This is a genomic window from Microbacterium sp. SORGH_AS_0862, assembly GCF_030818795.1.
In the GTDB taxonomy this organism is placed as follows: Bacteria; Actinomycetota; Actinomycetes; order Actinomycetales; family Microbacteriaceae; genus Microbacterium.
Genome location: NZ_JAUTAY010000001.1, coordinates 2,138,235 through 2,159,110, shown reverse-complemented (window position 1 = coordinate 2,159,110; position 20,876 = coordinate 2,138,235). Strand labels below are relative to the sequence as shown.

Genomic DNA, 20,876 nt, shown 5'->3' with positions numbered 1-20,876 from the left:
GCCATGACTGCTTTCCTCCCCGGTTCCCGCGGCACGCAACCCTGCCCGAATTGCGGCGCCGAGGTCGCGCAGTCGGACCGGTACCCCGAGTATCTCTGCGACGAGTGCGAGGCTCGCGCCGTGGATGCGGACGGCGCCCGCGTCACCGGATCGAACGCCTCCTTCGGCGGCGGGTTCGTGCTGCACTGGCCGGACGGCGAGCACGAGTCCCTCCCCTGCGCCTCGGCACGAGTGTGGGTCGACGGACGCGAGTGGGAGTACTCCGAGGCGCGCTTCGGCGGGGTGCTGATCACACCTGTCCGCGACCGCTGACCCGACAGTCGGCTATGCGTCAGCAAAGAATCACGAAAAGGTAACGGAAACCTCTTCCGCTCCGTTATCTCACCGTTATAGAGTGCTCGCACGGTAGTTGTTTTGCTGTGGCAGCTACCGACATGTGATTGCAGGACACTCTTGGTGCAAAGGGACAAGGGCCGGTCGGAAGCCTCTCCGACCGGCCCTTACTGCTGTCCGCGATGCGTCAGTTCTGCGACTCCGAGACCTGCAGCGCGGGGGCGTCATCACCCGTGGCGATCTCGACCTTGCGCGGCTTCGCCTTCTCGCTGACGGGGATTGTGACACTCAGCACACCGTTGCGGTAGCTCGCCGAGATCTTCTCGGTGTCGAGTCCCTGACCGAGGCTCAGCTGACGCAAGAAGGTGCCCGACGTCCGCTCGCGCGTGATCCAGGTCACGCCGTCGCCGGCCGACAGCGTGCGCTCGGCGCGGATAGTGAGCAGCTGGCCGTCGATGTCGACGTCGACCGAGCCGGGGTCGATGCCCGGCAGGTCGGCGGTGAGGACGTAGTGGTCGCCGTCGCGGTAGAGGTCCATCGGCATCTGCCGAGGGCCGCGCCGTGCGGTGTCGAAGAACGTGTTCGCCATGCGCTCCAGGTCACGGAGCGAGTCGTATGCAGCCATAGTCGTCTCCTCTCGAGCGGGATCGGATGTGGTATCCGACCCGTAGTCCCTAAGTTGAGCCCCCTTGACTCAACAATCACAGATTAGCACTCTCATGCCACGAGTGCTAGTTCTCACAGCCGCCTCTAGGGCCCGCCTGCGACCTCATAGACTCGGCGCGTGAACGACTCCGCCGAGGCGGCGAAACGACCGCCGCTGCTGCGGAGGATCGCCCTGAACCCGCTGATCTGGGCGGCCGCCTGCATCCTGGCAGCCTTGCCCGGATACCTCACCGAGGGCGGGTTCTTCCCCTTCCTGATGACGATCATCGCGGGGGCCCTCTGCGGGATCTGGTTCGTGAACCTCACGGTGCGCATGCCGCATCCGACCGGCGCGATCGTCCACCTCCTGGTGGCGGTCGCCCTCGCACCGGCCCTCTACGCATCGATCGAGTTCCTTCCGCCGCTCTTCGCGCCCGGCGCACCGCGCGCGATCTATGCGGGGCTGCTCCTCGCATTGCCCCCTGCCGCCGGCTGGGTCTGGATCACACTGCTCAGCCGCGTCATCAACCTCCTACCGGGCAAGACCCGAGCGCAGCCGCGGGTACCGCTGGCCTGGGAGAACGACGGCGACGCTGTCATCCTCCGCTTCCGGGCGATCCCGATGCGGATGCGGGAGCTCACGGTGTGGATGATCGCCACCATCGTCGTGACGGGGGCGCTCGTCACCACGGCGCTCATCATGTTCAGCGCCGTCGTCGAGCGACTTGGACCCCGCATGCTGATCCTCGCGCTCGGGGCGCTCTTCGCCTTCCCCGCCTATCTCATCGTCACCGCGCTGTTGCGCAGACGCTCCGTCGAAGCGAGCGTGCGCGTGTCACGCGACCGGATGTGGATCACCGCCGGCGAGGCGACGCACGCGCTTCGGCTGAGCGAGATCGAGCGGCTGCGATGGGGCACCACGAGCGACTACGCGCGGCTCGAGGTCACCGCACCGGGGGTCGATCTGGCGCTGCTCGTGGGCATCGCGAAGCAGGCGGACGGCCTCGCATCCGAGCTTCCTCCGCTGCCGGCGCGCACCCTTCGTCTCGCCGAGACGGAGGGGCTCGCGAGGTCCAGCTCGCGCCGCGGCCTGGTTACCCTCTCGCGCGCCTGACTCAGCGGGCCGAGAGACGCTCGCGGACGACGCGGCGCAGCACCTTGCCGATCTGCGAGCGGGGCAGATCCTGCACCTCGACGATCCGCTTGGGCACCTTGTACGAGGTGATGTGCGTGCGCGCGAAGTCCCGCAGCGCTGCCGCGTCGAAGACCGCGCCCTCCCGGGTGACGATCGCGGCCACGACATCCTCACCGCCGGAAGGACGGGGGATGCCGACGACGGCCGCCTCCGCCACATCCGGATGCAGCAGCAGCACCTGCTCGACCTCGGTCGGGCTGACGTTGAAGCCGCCCGTGATGATGAGCTCCTTGACGCGATCGATGACCGTGACGAAGCCGTCTTCGCTCACCGTCACGATGTCGCCGGTACGCAGCCATCCCCCGGGAAGCAGCACGGCCTGGGTCTCGTCGGGCTGCTGCCAATAGCCCTGGAACACCTGCGGACCGCGGATGAGCAGCTCCCCCGCCTCTCCAGCCGGACGGTCGACGCGAGGATCGTCGGGGTCGACGACCCGGATCTCGGTGCTCGGGAACGGGACGCCCACGGTGCCCGGGCGCCGCGAGGGCCCGATCGGATTGCCGAGCGCGACGGGCGACGTCTCCGTCATGCCGTAGCCCTCGACGAGCAGTCCGCCGGTCGCCTCCTCCCAGCGCGTCACCGTCGGCACCGGCAGACTCGTCGCCCCGGAGATCGCGAAGCGGATGCTGGACAGATCGACGCCCTTGCGCGTGCTGGCCCGCGAGAGCGCGTCGTAGATCGGCGGCACGGCGGGCAGGAACGTGGGCTTCGATTTCGCGGAGGCGGCGACGACCGCATCCACGTCGAACTTCGGGAACAGCACGACGCGGGCACCCAACGAGATCGCGAAGGTGAGGCAGAGGGTGAGCCCGTACGCGTGGAACAGCGGCAGCACGGCGTAGAACACCTCGCCGCCCTCGGTGAGCCCGGGGACCCAGGCCCGCCCCTGCGCGGCGTTCGAGCGGAGGTTGCGGTGCGACAGGATCGCGGCCTTGGGCGTGCCCGTCGTGCCGCTCGTGAGCTGCAGGAGCGCGGTGTCGTCCAGACGCGGCTTCGGCCACTTGCGCGGCAGCTTGCGCACGCGCACGAAGTCGGACCATTCGAGCAGGCCTCGGGCGCGCGGGCGGGTGGTCATCGCCTCGCGCGTCTCGCGAGCCTTGGCCACCGGAAGCCGCAGCGCCAGGCGCTTGCCGAAGGGCAGCGCGTCCGGCATCCGCACGGAGACGATGGCCGAGGGCGCGACGTCCTCGGGGAACTCGGCGACGGTGTCGGCGACCTTGTCCCAGACGATGGCGACGACCGCGCCGTGCACCTCGAACTGGTGGCGCAGTTCACGCGGGGTGTAGAGCGGGTTGTGCTCCACGACGATCGCCCCGATGCGCAGCGCCGCGTAGAACGCGACCACGTGCTGCGGACAGTTCGGCAGGATGAGCGCGACCCGGTCGCCCGCCTGGACGCCCAGCTTGCGCAGCGCGTTGGCGGTGCGTGAGACCTGCTCGCCCAGCTCGTCGTAGGTCGTCTCGGCGCCGTAGAACTCGACCGCGACCCGCTCGCCGTAGCGGGAGACGGACGCGTCGAGAAGGTCGACGAGCGTCTCGGTGACGGGTTCGATCTCGGCCGGCACCCCTTCCGCGTAGGAAGCGATCCAGGGGCGGCCCTCCAGCGGCGAGCCGGAGATCGTGTCCGCGGTCATGTCTGCTCCTCCCGTGCGCGCAGCGTTGGGCTCAGCTGGCCGCAGCCTCGTCGAACAGCCACTGCACGGACCCTCCTGCGGCGGTGACATGAGCTGCGACGACCGCGATCGGCAGCGCGCCTTCGGCGAGCGCCTCCGCCAGCGCATCCTTCTTTCCGGCACCGGTCGCGAAGACGATGACATGCTGCGCACCGTCCAGCGCCTTCAGCGTCAACGTGATGCGCGTGGGCGGCGGCTTGGGCGAGTTGCGGACCGGGATCACGAGCTCGTCGACCGGGCGGAAGTCGGGGTGTCCGGGGAACAGCGACAGAGTGTGACCGTCTTCTCCGACGCCGAGCCAGACCAGGTCCAGGCGCGGAGCGCCCGCATCCGTCTTCGGCAGCGCGGCGATCGCTGCGGCGTAGCGGCGCGCGGACTCGTCCTCGTCGACATCCGTGTCGGGACGCAGCTGCACCATGGTGTCGAAGCCGGGCTGGTCCAGGAGCGCGGGGGCGATCGTGCCCCAATTCGACTGCGGGTCACTGATCGGCACCGAGCGCTCGTCGCCGATCAGGACCGTCACCTTCGACCAGTCGATCGCGTCCGCATCCTGCGCCGCGAGGATCGCATAGGCCGCCATCGGCGAGCTGCCGCCGGCGAGAACCCACACGGCACTGCCGTGCTCATCGACCGCGGCACCGAGGGTGCGAACCGCGTCGCGGGCGGCCTCGGCGGCGACGTCCGCGGCCTGCGGGAAGGTGGTGATCGAACCGTAGGTCACGATGGGCTTCTCTCGTCTCGGATGAGGTCGGATGAGCGGGTGCCGCCGGCAATCGCGGCGAGCAGCCTCGCCCTCCTCGATTCAACCCCAGGTCGTATGCGATCAGATGCATGGCAGCTGGGAAACCGGCCCTGTGGAACTCCCCCGGCTGCCTGCCCGGCGTGCTCAACGGGTACAGATCCGTGCGCGGCTGATCACGCCGAAGCCTTCTCTCCATAGTTCACAACTCCGTGTACTATCCACCCCATGACCACCGTGCTCAACCGCGCCACCGCGACGCACACCGCTGCCCTGGCGCGACTCGGACACGCGCTCTCCGACCCGACGCGCGCAGGCGTTCTTCTGGCCCTGCGAGAGGCCCCGGCGTACCCGTCCGATCTCGCCGACGCCCTCGGAGTCTCGCGCCAGGTCATGTCCAACCAGCTCGCGTGTCTGCGCGGATGCGGCCTGGTCGAGACGATCCCCGAAGGGCGTCGCACCTGGTACCGCCTCGCCGACAGCCACCTCGCTCCCGCCCTGGACGAGCTGCTCAAGGTCGTCCTCTACGTCGAACCGGGCTGCTGCGCAGGCGACACCTGTCGCTGCGCATGAGCACGTCGACCACTCCGAGTGCTGCACGCGTCCGCGTGCTGCGGCGCCGCATCCGCTGGATCGTGGCCGCGACGATCGGCTACAACGTCGTCGAAGCGGCCGTCGCTCTCGCAGCCGGCGCCGCCGCATCCTCCGCAGCGCTCGTGGCGTTCGGTCTGGATTCGACGATCGAGGTGCTCTCGGCGGCGGCGGTCGCCTGGCAGTTCACCCGCCGCGATCCGGAGCGCTGGGAGCGCGGCACTCTTCGCGTGATCGCCGTCGCGTTCTTTGCGCTCGCGGCCTACGTCGCCGCGTCGTCGGCGTGGACGCTCGCGACGCGTGTCGAAGTCGAGCACTCGCCGATCGGCATCGCCCTGACGGCGCTGAGCGTGGCGATCATGCCCTTCCTCTCGCTCGCCGAGCGACGTGCGGGCCGCGAGGCCGGCTCCGCCACGGCCGTCGCGGACTCGGCCCAGACGCTTCTGTGCACCTACCTTTCGGCGGCCGTGCTGGTCGGACTCGTGCTCAACAGCGCGTTCGGATGGTGGTGGGCCGACGCGGTCGCCGGCTTCGTGATCGCCGCGTTCGCGGTGCGAGAGGGCGTCGAAGCATGGCGCGGCGACACCTGCGCGACCTCGGTCGGCATGGTGCTCGAGAGCGAGCGCGGAGTCAGCTCTTCGAGCCGCTGACCGCGAGCGCCCCGCCGAGACCGATCATCATGACGCCCCCGGCGCCCGAGAGCGTTGAGATACGCCGCGGCGAACGGGCGAACCAGGCACGTGCCGTCCCCGCGGCGAGCGCCCACACACTGTCGCACACGAGAGCGAGCGTCTGGAAGATCAGGCCGAGCAGCAGCAATTGCAGCCACACCGCCCCGGAAGCCGGATCCACGAACTGCGGCAGGACCGCCACGAAGAACGCGATCGTCTTGGGGTTCGTGAGCCCCACGACGAAGCCCTGACGCAGCAGCGTGAAGGTCGAGACCGGCGCGCGGTCGACACCGTCCACGCGAGCGCGACGGTGACGGATCGCCTGGATGCCGAGCCAGACGAGGTACACGGCACCGGCGATCTTGATGATCGTGAACGCGGCGACGGATGAGGCGACGATCGCGCCGACGCCGAAGGCGACCGCCACGACCGCGGGCACCGTGCCGAGGGCATTTCCCACGACACTCAGAACACCCGCACGACGCCCGAGCGCGATCGATCGTCCGATCACGAACAACACACTGGGCCCGGGTATCACGATGATGACCACTGACGTCACGAAGAAGGCGACGAGGTTCTCGAACGGGATCATGGCCGAACTCTAGCGGCCGGTTGTTTCGGTCAGAGTCAGTGGCTCCGACCCAGCCGGCGCGGCCGCGTCCGTCGCGCCGCCCACGCCATGATGGCAGGAACCGGGAGACCGATCAGCGCGCCGGCTGCGGCGTCGTGGAGATAGTGCGCGCCCTCGAGCATCCGGGCGATGGCCACGACGAAGGCGAAGAGGAGCGCGGCGAGCGTGAGCCATCCCCCGCGCGTCGCGACGGCGATCACGACCACGGCCGCGAACGCGAGAGCGGCGTGGTTCGACGGCAGAGAGAAGTCGGCGGCGTCGCATACACCCACACTCGTCCACCTCGTGCACGGACGAGCTGCGCGAACAGGAGCTTCAGTCCCTCGGCTCGCGGCGTACGCGACCGACGCCTCCATGACCATGTACAGACAACCGCGGTGACGACCGCGAGAGCCAGAAGCGCGCCGTCGGAGAGGTGTTCCACGGCAGGCACCGCGAATCCGAAGGCCGACATCGCGCCCGTCACCTCCGCCCGGAGTCGGATCCTCACCGGCGACCCGATTACCCGCCCGCTCGAGCGCCTCGGTCACGGCGCCACGACGCCCGTGCCGTAGAGGACGACATGGCCGTCGCCGACGCGGACCGGTCCGCGTCGATGTCCGTGACCGCGATATGAGGTCAGTCCCGGCCGTGGTCGACGACCGCGTCCTCGGCGGCGTCCATCGCAGCTTCGCCCTCTTCCTGCGACTCGGAACCGCCCGACGCGGCAGAGTCATCCGTCTTCTTCTCGTCGTGCTCGTCGCGTCCGGTGTTCTCGGCGTTGCTCATCACGATCTCCTCGCGTTCGTTGCCTTCGGCTTCGGGACGGTTCCAGTCCACTCCCTGCGTGCGACATTCACAGGGGGGTTGCGCACGCGCGCATCGCGCACACCGCTCGCGCGCCGGCGCTGGTTCGCGAGACTGCAGGCGAAGGAGCTGTTCATCCCGCCCGACATGATGGACGAGTACGTCCGCACGAGCCAGACGATGTCGCGCGAATCGCTCCTCGCCGCCGTCGGGGGCAATCTGCGCTTCGGCCCCCCGCGGGATGGTCCCGTTTCGAGGGTCGGTCGCTGGTGCTCGTGGGCGGCGAGGAGCGCAAGGTCATGCACGACTCCGCCGCAACCGTCCACGCTGCACAGCCGGCGAGCACCCTCGAGACAGTGCCGGGATGCGGGCACGGGATTCCGCTTCAGCGTGCGGACTGGTTCGCCGACCGCGTCCGGACGTGGCTGACACCAGCCACGTGATCCGCAGCAGTCCGCTCCCTGGACTCTGCCTATGCGCGAGAAAAGAATCACGAAAAGGTAACGGAAACCTCTTCCGCTCCGTTATCTCACCGTTATAGAGTGCTCGCACGGTAGTTGTTTTGCTGTGGCAGCTGCCGACATGTGATTGCAGGACACTCTTGGTGCAAAGGGACAAGGGCCGGTCGGAAGCCTCTCCGGCCGGCCCTTACTGCTCTCCGTGACGCGTCAGTGGGTATGGCCCGTATCCGCGAATTTGAAGGCGAGACGCCCGTGGGCGAAGCCGCCACCGGCGCGGATGGCGGTCGCCACCCAGGCCGTCTCCGCCAGTTCGGCCTGCGTCGCTCCCGCTGCGAGCGCGCGGTCGGTGTGCGCTTCGATGCAGTAGACGCATTGCGTCGTGATACCCACAGCGACAGCGATGAGCTCGCGGAACTTGAGGGGGATCTCTCGCCCCTCCGATGCGAAGACAGCGCCATCGAAAGCGGCGAAGGCCTGAAGGATGTCGGGCGTCTCGGCCTTGTAGACGCGCGTGTAGGTCTTGTCCCGTTCACGGTCGAAGTAGTCGGTCATGGTCCTCCTCGGGATCGGTCGGCTTCGCGCCCCGCATCGATCGCGACCAGCAGTGCGCCCAGCGCCGCGGCGACGGACGCCGGGCCTGAACGGGCCGCCGCCGCATCCACGTCGGGGTTGTAGTTGGTATTGGTGTTGAGGTCGTAGGTCACGAGTCGGCCATCGACCGTCTCGCTGAACTCCAGACCTGCGATGGCGATGCCCGCGTCGGCGAGGAACGCCCGCTGGGCGATCACGAGCGGATGCGACGCGTCGATGTCGTCTCGCAGACGGAAGAGCGATGTCGGATCCGGCTCGCCCGACTCAGACACGGCACACGCCTCAGCCGGGCACAGCTCGAAGCTTCCCGCACTGGTGTCCACCCGAAGGGCGTACACGAACTCGCCGCCGACGAACTCCACGCGCGTGATGAACGGCTCCCGCGCCCACAGATACTCCTGGATCAGCGTGATTCCATCGGGCGACGGCTCGAAGCCCTCCCCCGCCACCCACGCGTCGAACTCGTCATGGGAGTCGAATCGCCGCACGCCCAGGCCCTTGCCGCCCTGGTTGTGCTTGCTGATGAACGGCGCTTCGAACGCGCGGGCAGCGGACCCCAGCCCCTCGCGCCCGAACACCGCGGTCGTCCTGGGCACCTCGATGCCCGCCCGGCGCAGCGCGGCATGCTGCGCGGACTTGCTCACTTCGAGCTCGAGCACGGCAGAGCCGTTGACGACGACACGGCCCCACGACTCCAGCCACCGCAGAACCGCGCGTCCGTACTCCTTCGATGCGCCATGGTCGCGGGTGTGCGCGGATGCGCTGAGGCCTCGACCAGAACACCCCTCGCGGCGGCTCCGCGTCGAGGTCAATGGATCCGCGAGAAAGGTCCCAGTCCTCGAACGGCACTCCCGCGTCACCGAACGCCGCGGCGAACGGCGGAATCCAGCCCGGATTGTCGTGGATGATGTGGACTCGAGGAGTCTTCGTCACGTCAGGATGCCCCGCTCCACAACCGCGCCGTCTCGATATGCGTTCGCAGCAGGTGTTCACGAGACGCCTCCCACGCACGCCGCGCCTCTGAGAAGGCACGACGGGCGTCCTCGAGAGACGTATCGTCCACGTGACTGTCGGGTGCGTTCGTCATCTCCGGTCTCCTCGTTCTCGTGGTGCGATTCAGCCGCGCGTCACGGCGGCGCGGTTCCATCCGAGCGCGGGCGCGACGTGCTGCGCCACAGAGGCGAAGACGCGCTTCTTCTGCGCGACGGACAGCTCGGTGAGAGGCGTGAGCACCAGTTCGTCGATGAGGGCCAACGCAGGATCGGCGGCGAGCCGATCGACGATCTCCGCGGGGTCGCCGGCATACAGCGGGCTGGCCTGCCCCGGGCCGTCCGCCGCATCCGTGTATCGTCCGTCGGCGGTGACCAAACGGTCGTAGAACTCCTTGAGCCCGGCGAACACGGCGCGGTCCTCATCGTCGACGATGGGCAGAATCGATCGGCCGAGCGCGACGCGTGACGAGCGCCCCGGGTGGTGTCGCTCGAACTCCTCGCGGTAGCGAGCGATCAACTCCGCCTGGGTGTCGCCGAGCGTGGGGCCGGTCGCCTCCGAGTGGATCGTCGACAGGACGAGGTTGAGGCCCAGCCGCGCGGCGCGCAGCGCGCTGCTGAGCGACCCGGCGCCGTACGCGAGTCTCGTCTCGAGGCCGGGGCTGCGGGGAAACGCATACAGTTCGCCGGGCGCACTGGCGTAGGGACCGTGCGGCAGCGGAGCGACACCGTCTTCCCCCAGCGCCGCAGCTGCCGGCACTCGGCGCCCCTGCGGCGGCCCATCCCCCAACGCGTCGCCTCCAACGGCGGCGAGGATGCCCAGGAGCTTCTGCTCGACGGTGCGGGCGCGCTCAGCCGGGGGCCCGGCCACGAAGCCTGAGCTGAGTCCGAGGTCGAGGCGTCCCCCGCTGAGCAGATCGACGGTCGCGGCGTCCTCCGCGAAGCGCAGGGGGTCTTCCCAGCCGACCGGGATGATCCCGGTGGACAGGCGGATGCGGCGCGTGCGCTCGGCAGCCGCGGCCAGGAACGGAAAGGGCGACGTGAGGGTGCGTACGCCGTGATGGATTCGCACACCGGCGCTGTCATAGCCCAGGCCCTCGGCATGCACGAACAGGTCGAGCCCGTCCTCGAGCGCGCCGCGGGCCGCGTCGTCGTTGTCGTAGTTGAGGAAGACGAGGAATCCCAGGTCGAAGCTCACAGCAAGTCCTTTCCGTCGTGGTCGATCGCGTGGCGCTCTCCCGCGCGCACCGGAATGCCCAGCGCATTCTCGGCGGCGGGGATGGGGCAGCTCCAGGCGAGGCTGAAGGCACACGGCAGCAACGAGGTCTCGTTGAAATCGAGCGTCACCTCCCGGCGTGTGGCATCGATGATGCGCAGCACCCGCCCCGCCGCGTAGGTCTCGTCGCCGTTGGTCTCGTCGGTGAAGAGAAGTGTCAGACCGCTCTGGTCGGCGCCCGGCGTGGTCGCCAGCAGGACATGCTCTCGCCCTTGCCGCTGGAAGCGCACCTCGGCCACGATCGGCACATCGACGGGGCGAGGGTCACGGTGGTGGGAGATCGCCAAGGTGCGACCGGGCCGGACCGGGGCGATGCGGGCATCCACGACCCAGGTCGGGTCGTACTCGTAGGCCGAGATCGACGCGAATCGGCGAGCCCATTCCGATCGCGGGTTCCAGACCTGCAGCGCGAAGGCCGTGTCGTCGTAGCTGAAGACCACGCCCTCCCCGCCGTCGGCGAAGTGTGCGACGGTGGGTCCGTCGGCCGTCGAGGCGAAAAGCGCGGCGGTGCCGTTCACGACGGCCCCACCGATCTCGACGCCGTCCTCGGCAGCTGCGGTGACTCGCAGCCCCCGCTCACCCGCCGGCAGGGGCTCCCACGTGCCGGCCGCCCCCGTCACCACGGTTCCGGGCGCTGTCACGAAGTCACCCCAGACGAACGACGCGGGACCACGCGGAGCGACGGCTGCGGCGGCGCGGGAGGCGGTCCTCGCGGCGTGCAGGTCGGAGGCGATACTGGTCATGGCGCGACGCTAGCCGCGGCGACCGCCGCTCGGTCCGCGCGCGATCACGCGCCGTCACGGGGTGTCACGCGGCGTCACGCGGGGTTTCAACGCTGGCCGTAGAGGTCGCGGTAGCTCGGCACCACACCGGCCGCGCCGTGAGCGGTCGATACCGACAGGACGGCGTGGACGATCGCGCGCGTGACGACATCCGCCCCCGCCGTCAGCACTTGGTTGACCGCGTCCGAGTGGGCATGCTCGGCATGCAGTCCCGGCGCAGGGTCGGGCAGCGCACCGTCACCGGCCGAGAGCGCGAAGACGACGTCGCCGTCACCGAGCGTGTGCACCGGCCTGATCGCACGGGCCATACCGTCGTGGCTGGCGCTCGCCAAGCGGGCGAGCTCGGCGCGGTGCAATCCGGCGTCGGTGGCCACGACCGCCAGCGTGGTGTTCAAGGGCCGCAGCGCCGGTCGTCGCTCCGCTTCCCACCCCAGACGGGCCCGGGCTGCCGCATGCTCGGCCGCGGACGGCGGACGGATGCCGAACTCTCCTCCGCCGTCGCTCAACGGCAACTCCGCAAAGGCACCCCAGAGGATGCCGCTGCGGGGATCGACAGTCGTGCCGTCCGCGTTGACGACGACGAGAGCCGCCACCACGACTCCGCCCGGGAGGACGGCACTGGCGGTGCCCACCCCTCCGCGCATCTCGCCGGCGATCGCCCCGATCCCGGCTCCGACGCTTCCTTGCACGGGCGCCCCCGTGCCGTCTGAGAGAGCGTCTTCGGCTGCCTGCCGGCCGAGTGCTGCATCCGGATGGTTCTCGAACACCCCACCCCTTCCGAGGTCGAAGATCGCCGCCGCCGGCACGATCGGAACCACCGCCCGTGGATCGACACCGACCCGGAACCCGAGTCCGCGCTCGCGTAGCGCCGCCATGACCCCCGCACTCGCCTCGAGCCCGAACGCCGAGCCACCGGTGAGCGCGACCGCGTGGATGCGCTCCACCACGCCGGTGGGATCGAGGGCGGCCGTCTCTCGGGTGGCGGCTCCGCCGCCGCGCACATCGACGGCCGCCCGGGCGCCGCCGGGCGCGGCGACGACGGAGACCCCGGTGAGCCAGCCGTCCGCGGCCCGTGCCGCATGCCCGACGCGGATGCCGGCGACATCGACGATCGAGTTCTGCGGGCCGGGGCGGATCCCCGAGGTCCCACCCAACCGCCAGTCAAGGCCGCTGACAGGATGACTCGCTGAGGCCGAGATGCTCACGGATGGTCTCTCCTTCGTAATGGGTGCGGAACGCTCCGCGTCGCCGCAGTTCGGGAACGACCAGCTCGGTGAACGCCGTCAGCGTCCCGGGAAGCCAGGGGAACGACACCGTGAACCCGTCGACATCGGCCTCGTTCGCATACTGCTCGATGTGATCGGCGACGTCGGCGGGCGAACCCACGACCGCTCCGTCGCCCTCGGCCACCAGACGCACCAGGTCTCCGATCGTCAGGCCGTCGCGCGCTGCCTGACGATAGATCTCCAGCTGCGCCCCCCGACTTCCTGTGGCAGCACGCAACGGTGGCAGCGGCGACGACATCGGCAGCGCCGAAAGGTCGGATCCCGTCCAGTACTCGAGGTCGGCGAGCGCGACACGCGGGTCCAGAAGCTCCCGCATCCGCGCGAACGAAGCGCGTGCCTCGTCACGCGTCGGTGCGACGACGGTCGACAGCTCGGGTAGCACCCGGACGCGCGATCCATCCCTCCCGTGCGCGGTCGCGCGCGCCCGGATGTCGGCGACGAACTCTCTCGTCTCGGCAACCGGGAGCGCTCGCACGAACACGATGTCCGCGACGCGCGCCGCGAGATCGCGGCCGGCATCGGAGGACCCCGCCTGTGCCAGGACGGGGCGGTCCCGCCCCCATCTCTCGCTCGCGCGGCGCACGACATCCGCCGCACGTACATAGCGCTCAGCGTGCGGCAGGTGGGCTGAGCGTCCGAAGTTGCGGGCCTCCGCATCACTCAGGCTCGTGACCACGTTCCAGCCCGCCCGGCCTGCTGACAGCCTGTGAAGCGCGGCGATGTCGCGCCCGAGCTCCTCCGCGGACCCGAACGAGACGGATGCTGTTGCGATGAGACCGATCCGCTCGGTGACCGCCGAGAGCGCGGCGAGCAGGGTCAGCGGCTCGAACGAGTCGTTGACCACCGCGACGCGGGCGAGCACCTCGGGGTCGACGTCCGGCACGCCGACGAGGTCAGGCACGAACACCGCGTCGAAGGCCGCCGCTTCGAGCCGACGCGCCTGCTCGGCGACGAATCCGAAATCGACGCCGGCCCGCGCTGCTGCGGCGCGATGCCGCCACCCGCTCGGATACTCGCCTGCCGGCTTGAGGAAGCCGACCAGGTGCAGCTGTCGCGTCATACTGCCTCGGCGCTCACTCTTCGACGTCCTGAGACAGGACGCGACAGCCCCAGATGCTCGCGCAACGTCGTACCCGTGTACCTCTCGCGGAACAGGCCTCGGCGACGCAGTTCGGGAACCACCAGCTCGACGAACGAGTCGAGGGTTCCCGGCAGGGCCGGGAACGACACGTTGAACCCGTCGGCCGCGCCCGCCTCGAACCATTCATGGATGTGGTCGGCGACCTCGGTCGGCGTTCCCACCACGGTCTGCTCGGCGCGCAGACGCCGTTCGACAAACTGCCGAATCGTCAGGTTCTCGCGCCGGGCCGTCTCGTAGATGCGCTCCTGCGTGCTGTGCGACTGGTTGGTCTGGGCGAACCGGGGCAGCGGGCCGTCGTAGTCGTACGCCGTCAGATCGACCCCGCCGAGCCAGTACTCCAAATCACCGAGAGCGACCCGGGGGTGCAGCAACTCCGCGATGCTCGCGAAGCTGTCCTCGGCCTCCGCTCTCGTGGATGCGACGATCGGAGACAGCGCGGGGAACAGGAGGATGTCGTGACTCGAGCGCCCAGCCGCTTGCGCCCGCCGCCGCAGATCGTCGGCGTATCCGACTGCCTCCTCCAGTCGTGAGGCACCCGAGAAGATGAGCTCACCGTGTCGACCGGCGACGTCCCTCCCGGCGGGCGACGCCCCGGCCTGCGCGATGACCGGCCTTCCCTGCGGCGGGCGGGCGATGTTCAGCGGCCCCGTCACGCGGAAGAACTCGCCGACGTGGTCGAGACGATGGAGCGCGTGCTCGTGGAAGACGCGCCCTCCCGCCGCGTCCCACACGAAAGCGTCGTCGTCGAAGCTGTCCCAGAGGCCGTAGACCACGTCGAGGAACTCATCCGCCCTGCGGTACCTGTCGGCGTGGTCGAGGTGAGCAGGCACTCCATAGTTGCGAGCCTCGGCATCGATGAGGCTCGTGACGACATTCCAACCGGCGCGCCCCCTGGAGAGGTGGTCAAGCGAGGCGAAAGCGCGGGCCAACGCATAGGGGTGGTTGTAGGTGGTGGATGCCGTGCCGACCAGACCGATCCGATCGGTCACGGCTGCGAGCGCCGCCAGCAGAGTGAGAGGTTCGAGGCTGTCGTTGACGGTGGCCACCTTCTCGATGACCCGGGGATGGCTGCTGTCAGGTACAGCGAGAAGGTCGGCGATGAAGATGGCGTCGAAGGCCGCCGCCTCCAGCTTCCGCGCCTGTGCCGCGATGAAGGGGAAGTCGACCCCGGCGCGAGCGGGCGCGTCCGCGTGGCGCCAGCCGCCCAGCGACCCGCCCGCGGCGGAGTAAATGGCGTTCAGATGAAGCTGGCGGGTCATGCCGTCGCCCCCGCGAAATCGGCGATCGTGAGATCCGGCCGAGCAAGCGACAACGTCTCACGGAGCGTGTCGCCATAGTGCGGGCGCCAGATCCCCCGCTGTTCGAGTTCCGGCAGCACGTGGTCGAGGAAGGCGTCGGCTCCGCCGGGCAGGAACGGGAACGCGAGGTTGAACCCGTCGGCCACGCCCGCCTCGAACCACTCCTGAATATGGTCCGCGATATCGGCGGGCGTCCCGACGACGCCCGCACCGGCCCAACGGAGGGCGAGCTGACGCAGGGTGAGCCCCTCCTCACGAGCGAGGGCGATGATGCTGTCGGCGCGGCTTCGGGATCGATTGGACTCCGGCAGCTCGGGCAGGGGGGCGTCGAGATCGAAGTCGCTGAAGTCGACGTCGCCCACGTTGTCCTGGATGACGCGGCGGAGCACATCCTCGTGGAGCAGCTCGTCGAGCGTGTCGCGCAGGCGCGCCGCCTCTTCCTGCGTCGAGCCGATGACGGGAGACAGCGCCGGCCACACTCGAACATCCGCCGGGTTGCGACCGGCGGCGCGCAGCGCGTCGTCGAGCCCGGCGCGGTAGCGGTGGGCCTCTGCGAGAGTGCGCGGCGCGGCGAAGATCACCTCCCCGACACGAGCGGCGAACGCCCGGCCGGTCTCGGAGGCGCCCGCCTGGAAGATGACGGGATGCCCCTGTGGGGGACGCGAGATGTTGAGCGGGCCCGCGGTGGCGACGTGGTCACCGCGATAGTCGAGCGCTCGTCGCCCCGCCAGGTCGAGATAGATCCCGGACTCCTTGTCGCGGGGGAACGCGTCGTCGGCGACCGTGTCCCAGAGCCCCGTCACGGCATCCACGACCTCCGCTGCCCTGGCGTACCGCTCGGCATGGCCGTAGTGGGCGTCTCGTCCGAAGTTCCCTGCCTCGAGCGGGACCACGCTCGTGACGACGTTCCAGCCTGCGCGTCCGCGTGAGATGTGATCGAGCGAGGCGAACTTGCGCGCGAGTGTGAAGGGTTCGTTGTAGCTTGTGGTCGCTGTCGCCACGAGACCGATCCGCTCGGTGACCGCGGCGAGCGCCGACAAGAGGGTGAACGGTTCGAAGTAGCTCGCCCGCGTCGTTCTGCTGAGAGAGTCCAGGTGCTCACCCCAGACGCTCACGACATCCGCGACGAAGAGCGCGGTGAGTCCCGCCTCCTCGTAACGCTGCGCCCAGCGGATCGCCTCGGTCACGTCGAGTTCCGCCCCGGCGCTGCCGCCGCCGAGATCGGCGCCGAGCCGCCAGCCGGCGAGATGGTGGCCAGAGGTTCCGAAGAGGACCCCGAAGTCGAGGGTCGTCGAAGAGGTACCGGTCATGCGGGTGCTCCATTCGCGAGAAGGTGGGAGGAAAGCGCCGGTCGAATCTCGACGGCGATGGTCTCGAGGATGCGGAGGGCGTCGGGGATCGACGTCGATGCCGACTGCACCGCGAAGACATAGTCCGTCGCGACGGGGAGCGACGGGTCCGAGCGCACGGATGCGACGACGTCGGGAGGCGTTCCGTAGTGGACGACGAGCGCATCGAGAACGGCATGTGGATCCGCGGCGGCCCGCTCGCGCACGGCCGGGTCCGAGATGAAGCGGGCGACGTCCGGCCACAGCGCAGCCGCACGTTCGTCCCGATTGGCGCCGGGGAAGGCGCCACGGAATGCGGCGATGCGGGCAGAAGTGCCTTCCGGAAGGCCGGCGAGATAGGCGTCGGCGAGCGCGCGCTGGGTCGCGGCGTCACCGATCCCGAGGAGAAGGCCCCGTCCGGCGTGCGCCGTTCGAGCCGCCCGGTCGGGCGTGGACGCCGCTTCCCAGATGCGGTCGATCAATCCCGGCGCCGAAGGCGTCAGCGTGAGACCGTCAGGAAGACCCTGGCCCGAGAGGATCTCCTCCAGCCGCTCCAGCTTGGCGGCATAGGTCTGACGCCGACGTTGCGGATCCTGCCCGAACGCCGCGAACTCGGCGGCGGAGAATCCGCCCGTGCCGAGGCCCAGCTCAAGCCTTCCCGCCGAGAGCTCATCAAGCACCGCCGCATCCTCGGCCAACCGGAGCGGGTCCTCGAGCGGCAAGACGATCACCGTGGTGCCGAGACGGATCGTGCGCGTCGCCGTGGCGGCCGCGGCCAGCACGATCAGGGGTGAGGGCAGACGGCCAGAGTCGCTGCCCGCATGATGCTGCGCGAGCCATCCGGAGGAGAACCCGAGCTCGTCGGCCGCGACGAAGAGGTCGACGAGACCGGGCAGGAGTTCTCGCGCGGGGGCATCGCCGTGCACATGGGTCTGGAACCCGATGCGGGGCAGAGACGAACGCTCGGACGACATCACGAGGCCTCCTTGTCGATGAGGCGTGGCACCGCCGAGAGCAGGGAACGGGTGTAGGGGTGCGCGGGAGCACGGAGGACGCTCTCTGCCCGACCGGACTCGACGAGACGGCCGTCCTTCATCACGGCGACACGATCCGCGACGTGCTGCACGAGGCCGATGTCGTGAGAGACGAGCACGATCGTCAGCCCGAGCTGTTCGCGCAGATCCCGCAGCAGCTCGAGCACCTGGGCACGCACGGTGACGTCGAGAGCGCTGAGGGGCTCATCCCCGACGAGCAGGCGCGGCCGGTGGACGATCGCGCGCGCGAGTGCCACCCTTTGACGTTGACCGCCCGAGAGCTCATGCGGGTACTGGTCGGCCCGCCAGGCCGGCAGCTGCACCTGCTCGAGCACCTCGAGCACCCGAGCACGGTGGTCACCGCCGATCCTGAGCGCCTGCAGCGGCTCCGCGATCGACTCCGCGATCGTGAAGCGGGGATCGAGCGACGCGTACGGGTCCTGTAAGACGATCCCCGTCTGCCGGCGCAGCCACAGCAACTGCGACGCGCGTCGCGCCTCGATCGGGTGCTCGTCGAACATGACCCGGCCCGCATCCGCCCGCCGCAGCCCCAACAGCACGCGGATGAGAGTCGACTTGCCGGATCCGGACTCGCCGATCAGCGCCGTCGTGACGCCCTGCTCGATATCGATGTCGACGTCCTGGAGGGCGTGACGGTAGGTGGCGCGCGCGAACAGCGCGTCCTTCGGCAGGGCGAAGCTCTTGCGCAAGCCGCGTCCGCTCAGCAGCACGCTCATTCCGCAGGCTCCGTCCACGACGTCGCCCGCGCCGCGTCGGCCAGAGCGCGCGTGACCCGATGCCGTCCCTCGTGGAGGATCTCGGCGACCGAGCCGTGCTCGATGACGCGGCCTTCCGCCAGCACGACGGCGCGCGCGGCGATCTGCGACAGCACCGAGAAATCGTGCGTGATGAACAGCAGGGACGCACCGCTGTCTCTCACGATCCCGTCGAAGAGTTCGAGTATGCCGGCCTGGATCGTCACGTCGAGCGCGGTCGTCGGCTCGTCCGCGATCAGCAGGCGCGGCGATGTGGACAACGCGATCGCGATGGCCACGCGCTGCCGTTGACCGCCCGACAGCTGGTGCGGGTACTGCCGGATCAGACGCTCCGGATCGGGCAGCGCAACCTGCTTCGCGAGGCGCACCACCCGTTCGCGCGCTTGAGCTCGGCTGAGACCGTAGTGGATGCGCAGAGGCTCCGCGATCTGCGCGCCGACGGTCCGGACAGGATTCAGCGCGGTCGCGGGCTCCTGGAAGACGATGGCCGCATCCCGGCCCCGAAGTCGCGCGAATCGTGCATCCGGCTGCCCGACCAGCTCGACGCCGTCCAGAACGATGCTGCCTCCGACGACCGCGCCGCGCGGAAGCAGCCCGAGCACGGCGAGAGCCGTGAGCGACTTGCCCGAGCCGGACTCACCGATGAGACCGAGCCGTTCGCCGTCGGCGAGCGCGAGGCTCACACCGTCCACGACGCGACGACCGCGCAGATCGATCGTCAGGTCGGTGATTTCCAAGCTCATGGCACGATCTCCCGCTCTCTCGGCGCCAGCCGCTCCGCGCTGCTCGCCTCCGGCGCTCCGGCCGCCGGGCGTGAGCGCCGGAGGCGAGGGTCGGCGGCCTCTCGCAGCGAATCGCCGAGCAGGGACAGCCCGAGCACCGTGAGCGTGATCGTGAGCCCCGGCCAGAGGACGGCTACCGGTTGGACGCCGATGAACCGCTGGGACTCGGCGAGACTGCGGCCCCATGATGGTGTGCCCGCGGGTGCGCCGTAGCCGAGATAGCTGAGCCCGGCTTCGGCGAGCACGGCGACGGCAGCGATCAGGGAGAGCTGCACGATCATCACGGGGGCGACATTCGGCACGATGTGTCTGCGGATGATGCGCGTACGCCGTACGCCCGCTGCCCGGGCGGCCAGGACGAAATCCGATCGGTCCGCGATGCGGATCTCGGGGCGCACGACGCGGGCGATCGACACACCCCCGGCGATCCCCACCGCCGCAACGACCACCCACAGCGAGCCGCCCAGACTCGCTGCGAACAGCATGGCGATCAACAAGGTCGGGAAAGCGATGAGGACGTCGATGAGCACGGCCAACGACTCCGACACCCACCTCGGGGTCAACGCCCCGAGGGCGCCCAGCACCACTCCCAGCGCACCGGCGATGACCGCGGACAGCACCGAGACGAACACGGTCGTGCGAGCGCCCGCCATCAGCCAGCTGAACGTGTCCCGCCCGATCTGATCTGTGCCGAGCCAATGCTCCGGCGATGGCCCCTGCCATTTCTCGACGACGTTCTGCTGCAAGAGCGGATAGGGCGTCCACACCAGAGACAGCGCCGCCGCGACCAGCACCGCGGCGACGGCGATGAGTCCGTACGCGCCCCCCGGTCGTCGCCACACCTCCCGCAGGATGCCTCGGCGCGTCCGGCGGGAAGCCTTGTCGAAGCGAGCGTTCACGCGGCGACCGCCCTTTCACGCTGGCGCGGGTCGATGAGACGATGCGCGACGTCGATGAGCGCCCCGATCACGAGCACGATGCCGGTCAGGAAGAACACTTCGCTCTGCACTTTCGCGATGTCTCGAGAGCCGACGTCGTCGACGAGCATCCGTCCGACGCCCGGCAGGTTGAAGAGCGCCTCGATCAGAACGGCACCGGTGATCAGGCCTGCGAGGATCAGCCCCGACACGGAGACGATGGAGAGTCCGACGTTGGGAAGACCGTGCCGCGCGAGCGCCTGCGGCCGGGTGAGTCCCCTCGCAGCTCCCGCTCTCACGTAATCCTGGTCGAGGGCTTCCAGCGCCGCCGAGCGGACGAACCGCAGCAGCACCGCCCCCTCGATGAGGCCGATCGTGAGAGCCGGCAGCAGCAGAGAGGCCAATGCCGTCAGCGGATCCTGCCAGCCCGATCTGGGGAAACCGCTGGTCGGCAGCAGACCGATGAGCCCGACGCCTCGACCGAACAGCAGGATGAGCAGCAGACCGGCCCAGAGCGCCGGGACCGCAGCGAGGGTCTGCGAGCCGAAGCCGACGGCCACCCCGATCGGTCTGTCGTGACGCAGCGCGCTGTATGTTCCCAGCGGGAGCGCGACGGCCAAGGCGATCACGAGAGCCAGGAGTGTCAACGGCAGCGTGATCTCGAACCGGCGCGCGAGGTCATCGCCGATCGGCACACCGGTCAGCAGCGAGGTCCCGAGGTCGCCCCGGAGGAGTCCGGCCACCCACGCGATGTATTGGGCGGCCGGACTCTCGTTCAGCCCCAGCGATTCCCGGATCCTCGCGACCTGCTCAGGAGTGGCCGTCGTGCCGCCGATCACCTGCGCCACGTCTCCGGGAAGCACCCGCAGAGCGAGGAAGATGAGCAGGCTCGCGACACCGAGCCCGAGGACGAGCAGGACGGCTCTGCCGAGCAGGAAGCGGATCACCGGAG

Annotated in this window: 23 protein-coding genes; 4 read left to right on the top strand and 19 right to left on the bottom strand. The window is 69.6% G+C overall.

What is annotated here, in order from left to right; translation table 11 throughout:
• Positions 1-3: 3 nt before the first annotated feature.
• Entirely contained in the window at positions 4-312 is a 309-nt protein-coding gene (locus tag QE377_RS10490) for a hypothetical protein (protein ID WP_307322761.1), read from the top strand.
• A 208-nt stretch (positions 313-520) separates the two neighbouring features.
• Here the strand turns inward: QE377_RS10490 and QE377_RS10485 are convergent, their stop codons facing one another.
• A complete protein-coding gene (locus QE377_RS10485; RefSeq protein WP_307322756.1) occupies positions 521-958 on the bottom strand; it encodes an Hsp20/alpha crystallin family protein in 438 nt (145 codons plus the stop codon).
• A 159-nt stretch (positions 959-1,117) separates the two neighbouring features.
• Between QE377_RS10485 and QE377_RS10480 the strand changes: the two genes are divergently transcribed.
• Positions 1,118-2,092: a hypothetical protein gene (locus QE377_RS10480; RefSeq protein ID WP_307322753.1), complete on the top strand. Its 975-nt coding sequence runs from the start codon at positions 1,118-1,120 to the stop codon at positions 2,090-2,092.
• A gap of 1 nt (position 2,093) precedes the next feature.
• On the opposite strand, the gene QE377_RS10475 is transcribed toward QE377_RS10480, so the two are convergent.
• Positions 2,094-3,806, bottom strand: coding sequence for a long-chain-fatty-acid--CoA ligase (locus QE377_RS10475; RefSeq protein ID WP_307322750.1), 1,713 nt, complete (start codon positions 3,804-3,806; stop codon positions 2,094-2,096).
• A gap of 31 nt (positions 3,807-3,837) precedes the next feature.
• On the bottom strand, positions 3,838-4,566 hold the full coding sequence (pgl, locus tag QE377_RS10470) for a 6-phosphogluconolactonase (RefSeq protein WP_307322748.1): 729 nt from the start codon (positions 4,564-4,566) through the stop codon (positions 3,838-3,840).
• 246 nt (positions 4,567-4,812) lie between these two features.
• Here pgl and QE377_RS10465 point away from each other — a divergent pair, with 246 nt between their 5' ends.
• Entirely contained in the window at positions 4,813-5,157 is a 345-nt protein-coding gene (locus QE377_RS10465; protein WP_307322745.1) for a helix-turn-helix transcriptional regulator, read from the top strand.
• Positions 5,154-5,825, top strand: a complete 672-nt coding sequence (locus QE377_RS10460; RefSeq protein ID WP_307322741.1) for a cation transporter — start codon at positions 5,154-5,156, stop codon at positions 5,823-5,825. The genes QE377_RS10465 and QE377_RS10460 overlap by 4 nt, the downstream gene beginning before the upstream one ends.
• Here the strand turns inward: QE377_RS10460 and QE377_RS10455 are convergent.
• The 16 genes from QE377_RS10455 to QE377_RS10380 all read right to left on the bottom strand — a co-directional run bounded on the left by QE377_RS10455 (position 5,806) and on the right by QE377_RS10380 (position 20,871).
• Entirely contained in the window at positions 5,806-6,438 is a 633-nt protein-coding gene (locus tag QE377_RS10455) for a LysE family translocator (RefSeq protein WP_307322739.1), read from the bottom strand. The genes QE377_RS10460 and QE377_RS10455 overlap by 20 nt on opposite strands.
• A 35-nt stretch (positions 6,439-6,473) precedes the next feature.
• Positions 6,474-6,833, bottom strand: a complete 360-nt coding sequence (locus QE377_RS10450; protein WP_307322736.1) for a phosphatase PAP2 family protein — start codon at positions 6,831-6,833, stop codon at positions 6,474-6,476.
• Positions 6,834-7,095: 262 nt separating this feature from the next.
• The gene (locus QE377_RS10445) at positions 7,096-7,245 is read right to left on the bottom strand and encodes a hypothetical protein (RefSeq protein WP_307322734.1); all 150 of its coding nucleotides are present in this window, start codon (positions 7,243-7,245) and stop codon (positions 7,096-7,098) included.
• 686 nt (positions 7,246-7,931) lie between these two features.
• Positions 7,932-8,276 carry a carboxymuconolactone decarboxylase family protein gene (locus tag QE377_RS10440; protein ID WP_307322731.1) on the bottom strand — a complete coding sequence of 115 codons (345 nt, stop codon included), beginning with the start codon at positions 8,274-8,276 and terminating at the stop codon, positions 7,932-7,934.
• The gene (locus QE377_RS10435) at positions 8,273-8,974 is read right to left on the bottom strand and encodes a RimK family alpha-L-glutamate ligase (RefSeq protein ID WP_307322729.1); all 702 of its coding nucleotides are present in this window, start codon (positions 8,972-8,974) and stop codon (positions 8,273-8,275) included. Before QE377_RS10435 ends, QE377_RS10440 begins: the two co-directional genes overlap by 4 nt.
• A gap of 457 nt (positions 8,975-9,431) precedes the next feature.
• Entirely contained in the window at positions 9,432-10,502 is a 1,071-nt protein-coding gene (locus tag QE377_RS10430) for an LLM class flavin-dependent oxidoreductase (RefSeq protein ID WP_307322727.1), read from the bottom strand.
• Positions 10,499-11,323 carry a DUF1684 domain-containing protein gene (locus tag QE377_RS10425; protein WP_307322725.1) on the bottom strand — a complete coding sequence of 275 codons (825 nt, stop codon included), beginning with the start codon at positions 11,321-11,323 and terminating at the stop codon, positions 10,499-10,501. Before QE377_RS10425 ends, QE377_RS10430 begins: the two co-directional genes overlap by 4 nt.
• A gap of 86 nt (positions 11,324-11,409) precedes the next feature.
• Entirely contained in the window at positions 11,410-12,567 is a 1,158-nt protein-coding gene (locus QE377_RS10420) for a P1 family peptidase (protein ID WP_307322722.1), read from the bottom strand.
• Positions 12,524-13,708, bottom strand: a complete 1,185-nt coding sequence (locus QE377_RS10415) for an LLM class flavin-dependent oxidoreductase (protein ID WP_307322720.1) — start codon at positions 13,706-13,708, stop codon at positions 12,524-12,526. Before QE377_RS10415 ends, QE377_RS10420 begins: the two co-directional genes overlap by 44 nt.
• On the bottom strand, positions 13,705-15,048 hold the full coding sequence (locus QE377_RS10410) for an NtaA/DmoA family FMN-dependent monooxygenase (protein ID WP_307322717.1): 1,344 nt from the start codon (positions 15,046-15,048) through the stop codon (positions 13,705-13,707). Before QE377_RS10410 ends, QE377_RS10415 begins: the two co-directional genes overlap by 4 nt.
• The gene (locus QE377_RS10405) at positions 15,045-16,397 is read right to left on the bottom strand and encodes an LLM class flavin-dependent oxidoreductase (RefSeq protein ID WP_307322715.1); all 1,353 of its coding nucleotides are present in this window, start codon (positions 16,395-16,397) and stop codon (positions 15,045-15,047) included. Before QE377_RS10405 ends, QE377_RS10410 begins: the two co-directional genes overlap by 4 nt.
• On the bottom strand, positions 16,394-17,389 hold the full coding sequence (locus QE377_RS10400) for an LLM class flavin-dependent oxidoreductase (RefSeq protein ID WP_307322711.1): 996 nt from the start codon (positions 17,387-17,389) through the stop codon (positions 16,394-16,396). The genes QE377_RS10405 and QE377_RS10400 overlap by 4 nt, the downstream gene beginning before the upstream one ends.
• Complete coding sequence (locus tag QE377_RS10395) at positions 17,389-18,186, bottom strand: ABC transporter ATP-binding protein (protein ID WP_307322708.1); 798 nt, start codon at positions 18,184-18,186, stop codon at positions 17,389-17,391. Before QE377_RS10395 ends, QE377_RS10400 begins: the two co-directional genes overlap by 1 nt.
• Positions 18,183-18,968, bottom strand: a complete 786-nt coding sequence (locus QE377_RS10390) for an ABC transporter ATP-binding protein (RefSeq protein ID WP_307322704.1) — start codon at positions 18,966-18,968, stop codon at positions 18,183-18,185. The genes QE377_RS10395 and QE377_RS10390 overlap by 4 nt, the downstream gene beginning before the upstream one ends.
• Positions 18,965-19,906: an ABC transporter permease gene (locus QE377_RS10385; protein ID WP_307322701.1), complete on the bottom strand. Its 942-nt coding sequence runs from the start codon at positions 19,904-19,906 to the stop codon at positions 18,965-18,967. Before QE377_RS10385 ends, QE377_RS10390 begins: the two co-directional genes overlap by 4 nt.
• Entirely contained in the window at positions 19,903-20,871 is a 969-nt protein-coding gene (locus tag QE377_RS10380; RefSeq protein WP_307322698.1) for an ABC transporter permease, read from the bottom strand. Before QE377_RS10380 ends, QE377_RS10385 begins: the two co-directional genes overlap by 4 nt.
• Positions 20,872-20,876 lie beyond the last annotated feature (5 nt).

Bases quoted from the DNA above. Each gene is read 5' to 3' on its own strand.
- QE377_RS10490 (WP_307322761.1), top strand. From the start codon at position 4: ATGACTGCTTTCCTCCCCGGTTCCCGCGGCACGCAACCCTGCCCGAAT.
- QE377_RS10485 (WP_307322756.1), bottom strand. From the start codon at position 958: ATGGCTGCATACGACTCGCTCCGTGACCTGGAGCGCATGGCGAACACG.
- QE377_RS10475 (WP_307322750.1), bottom strand. From the start codon at position 3,806: ATGACCGCGGACACGATCTCCGGCTCGCCGCTGGAGGGCCGCCCCTGG.
- QE377_RS10465 (WP_307322745.1), top strand. From the start codon at position 4,813: ATGACCACCGTGCTCAACCGCGCCACCGCGACGCACACCGCTGCCCTG.
- QE377_RS10460 (WP_307322741.1), top strand. From the start codon at position 5,154: ATGAGCACGTCGACCACTCCGAGTGCTGCACGCGTCCGCGTGCTGCGG.
- QE377_RS10455 (WP_307322739.1), bottom strand. From the start codon at position 6,438: ATGATCCCGTTCGAGAACCTCGTCGCCTTCTTCGTGACGTCAGTGGTC.
- QE377_RS10450 (WP_307322736.1), bottom strand. From the start codon at position 6,833: ATGGAGGCGTCGGTCGCGTACGCCGCGAGCCGAGGGACTGAAGCTCCT.
- QE377_RS10445 (WP_307322734.1), bottom strand. From the start codon at position 7,245: ATGAGCAACGCCGAGAACACCGGACGCGACGAGCACGACGAGAAGAAG.
- QE377_RS10440 (WP_307322731.1), bottom strand. From the start codon at position 8,276: ATGACCGACTACTTCGACCGTGAACGGGACAAGACCTACACGCGCGTC.
- QE377_RS10425 (WP_307322725.1), bottom strand. From the start codon at position 11,323: ATGACCAGTATCGCCTCCGACCTGCACGCCGCGAGGACCGCCTCCCGC.
- QE377_RS10415 (WP_307322720.1), bottom strand. From the start codon at position 13,708: ATGACGCGACAGCTGCACCTGGTCGGCTTCCTCAAGCCGGCAGGCGAG.
- QE377_RS10410 (WP_307322717.1), bottom strand. From the start codon at position 15,048: ATGACCCGCCAGCTTCATCTGAACGCCATTTACTCCGCCGCGGGCGGG.
- QE377_RS10405 (WP_307322715.1), bottom strand. From the start codon at position 16,397: ATGACCGGTACCTCTTCGACGACCCTCGACTTCGGGGTCCTCTTCGGA.
- QE377_RS10400 (WP_307322711.1), bottom strand. From the start codon at position 17,389: ATGTCGTCCGAGCGTTCGTCTCTGCCCCGCATCGGGTTCCAGACCCAT.
- QE377_RS10395 (WP_307322708.1), bottom strand. From the start codon at position 18,186: ATGAGCGTGCTGCTGAGCGGACGCGGCTTGCGCAAGAGCTTCGCCCTG.
- QE377_RS10390 (WP_307322704.1), bottom strand. From the start codon at position 18,968: ATGAGCTTGGAAATCACCGACCTGACGATCGATCTGCGCGGTCGTCGC.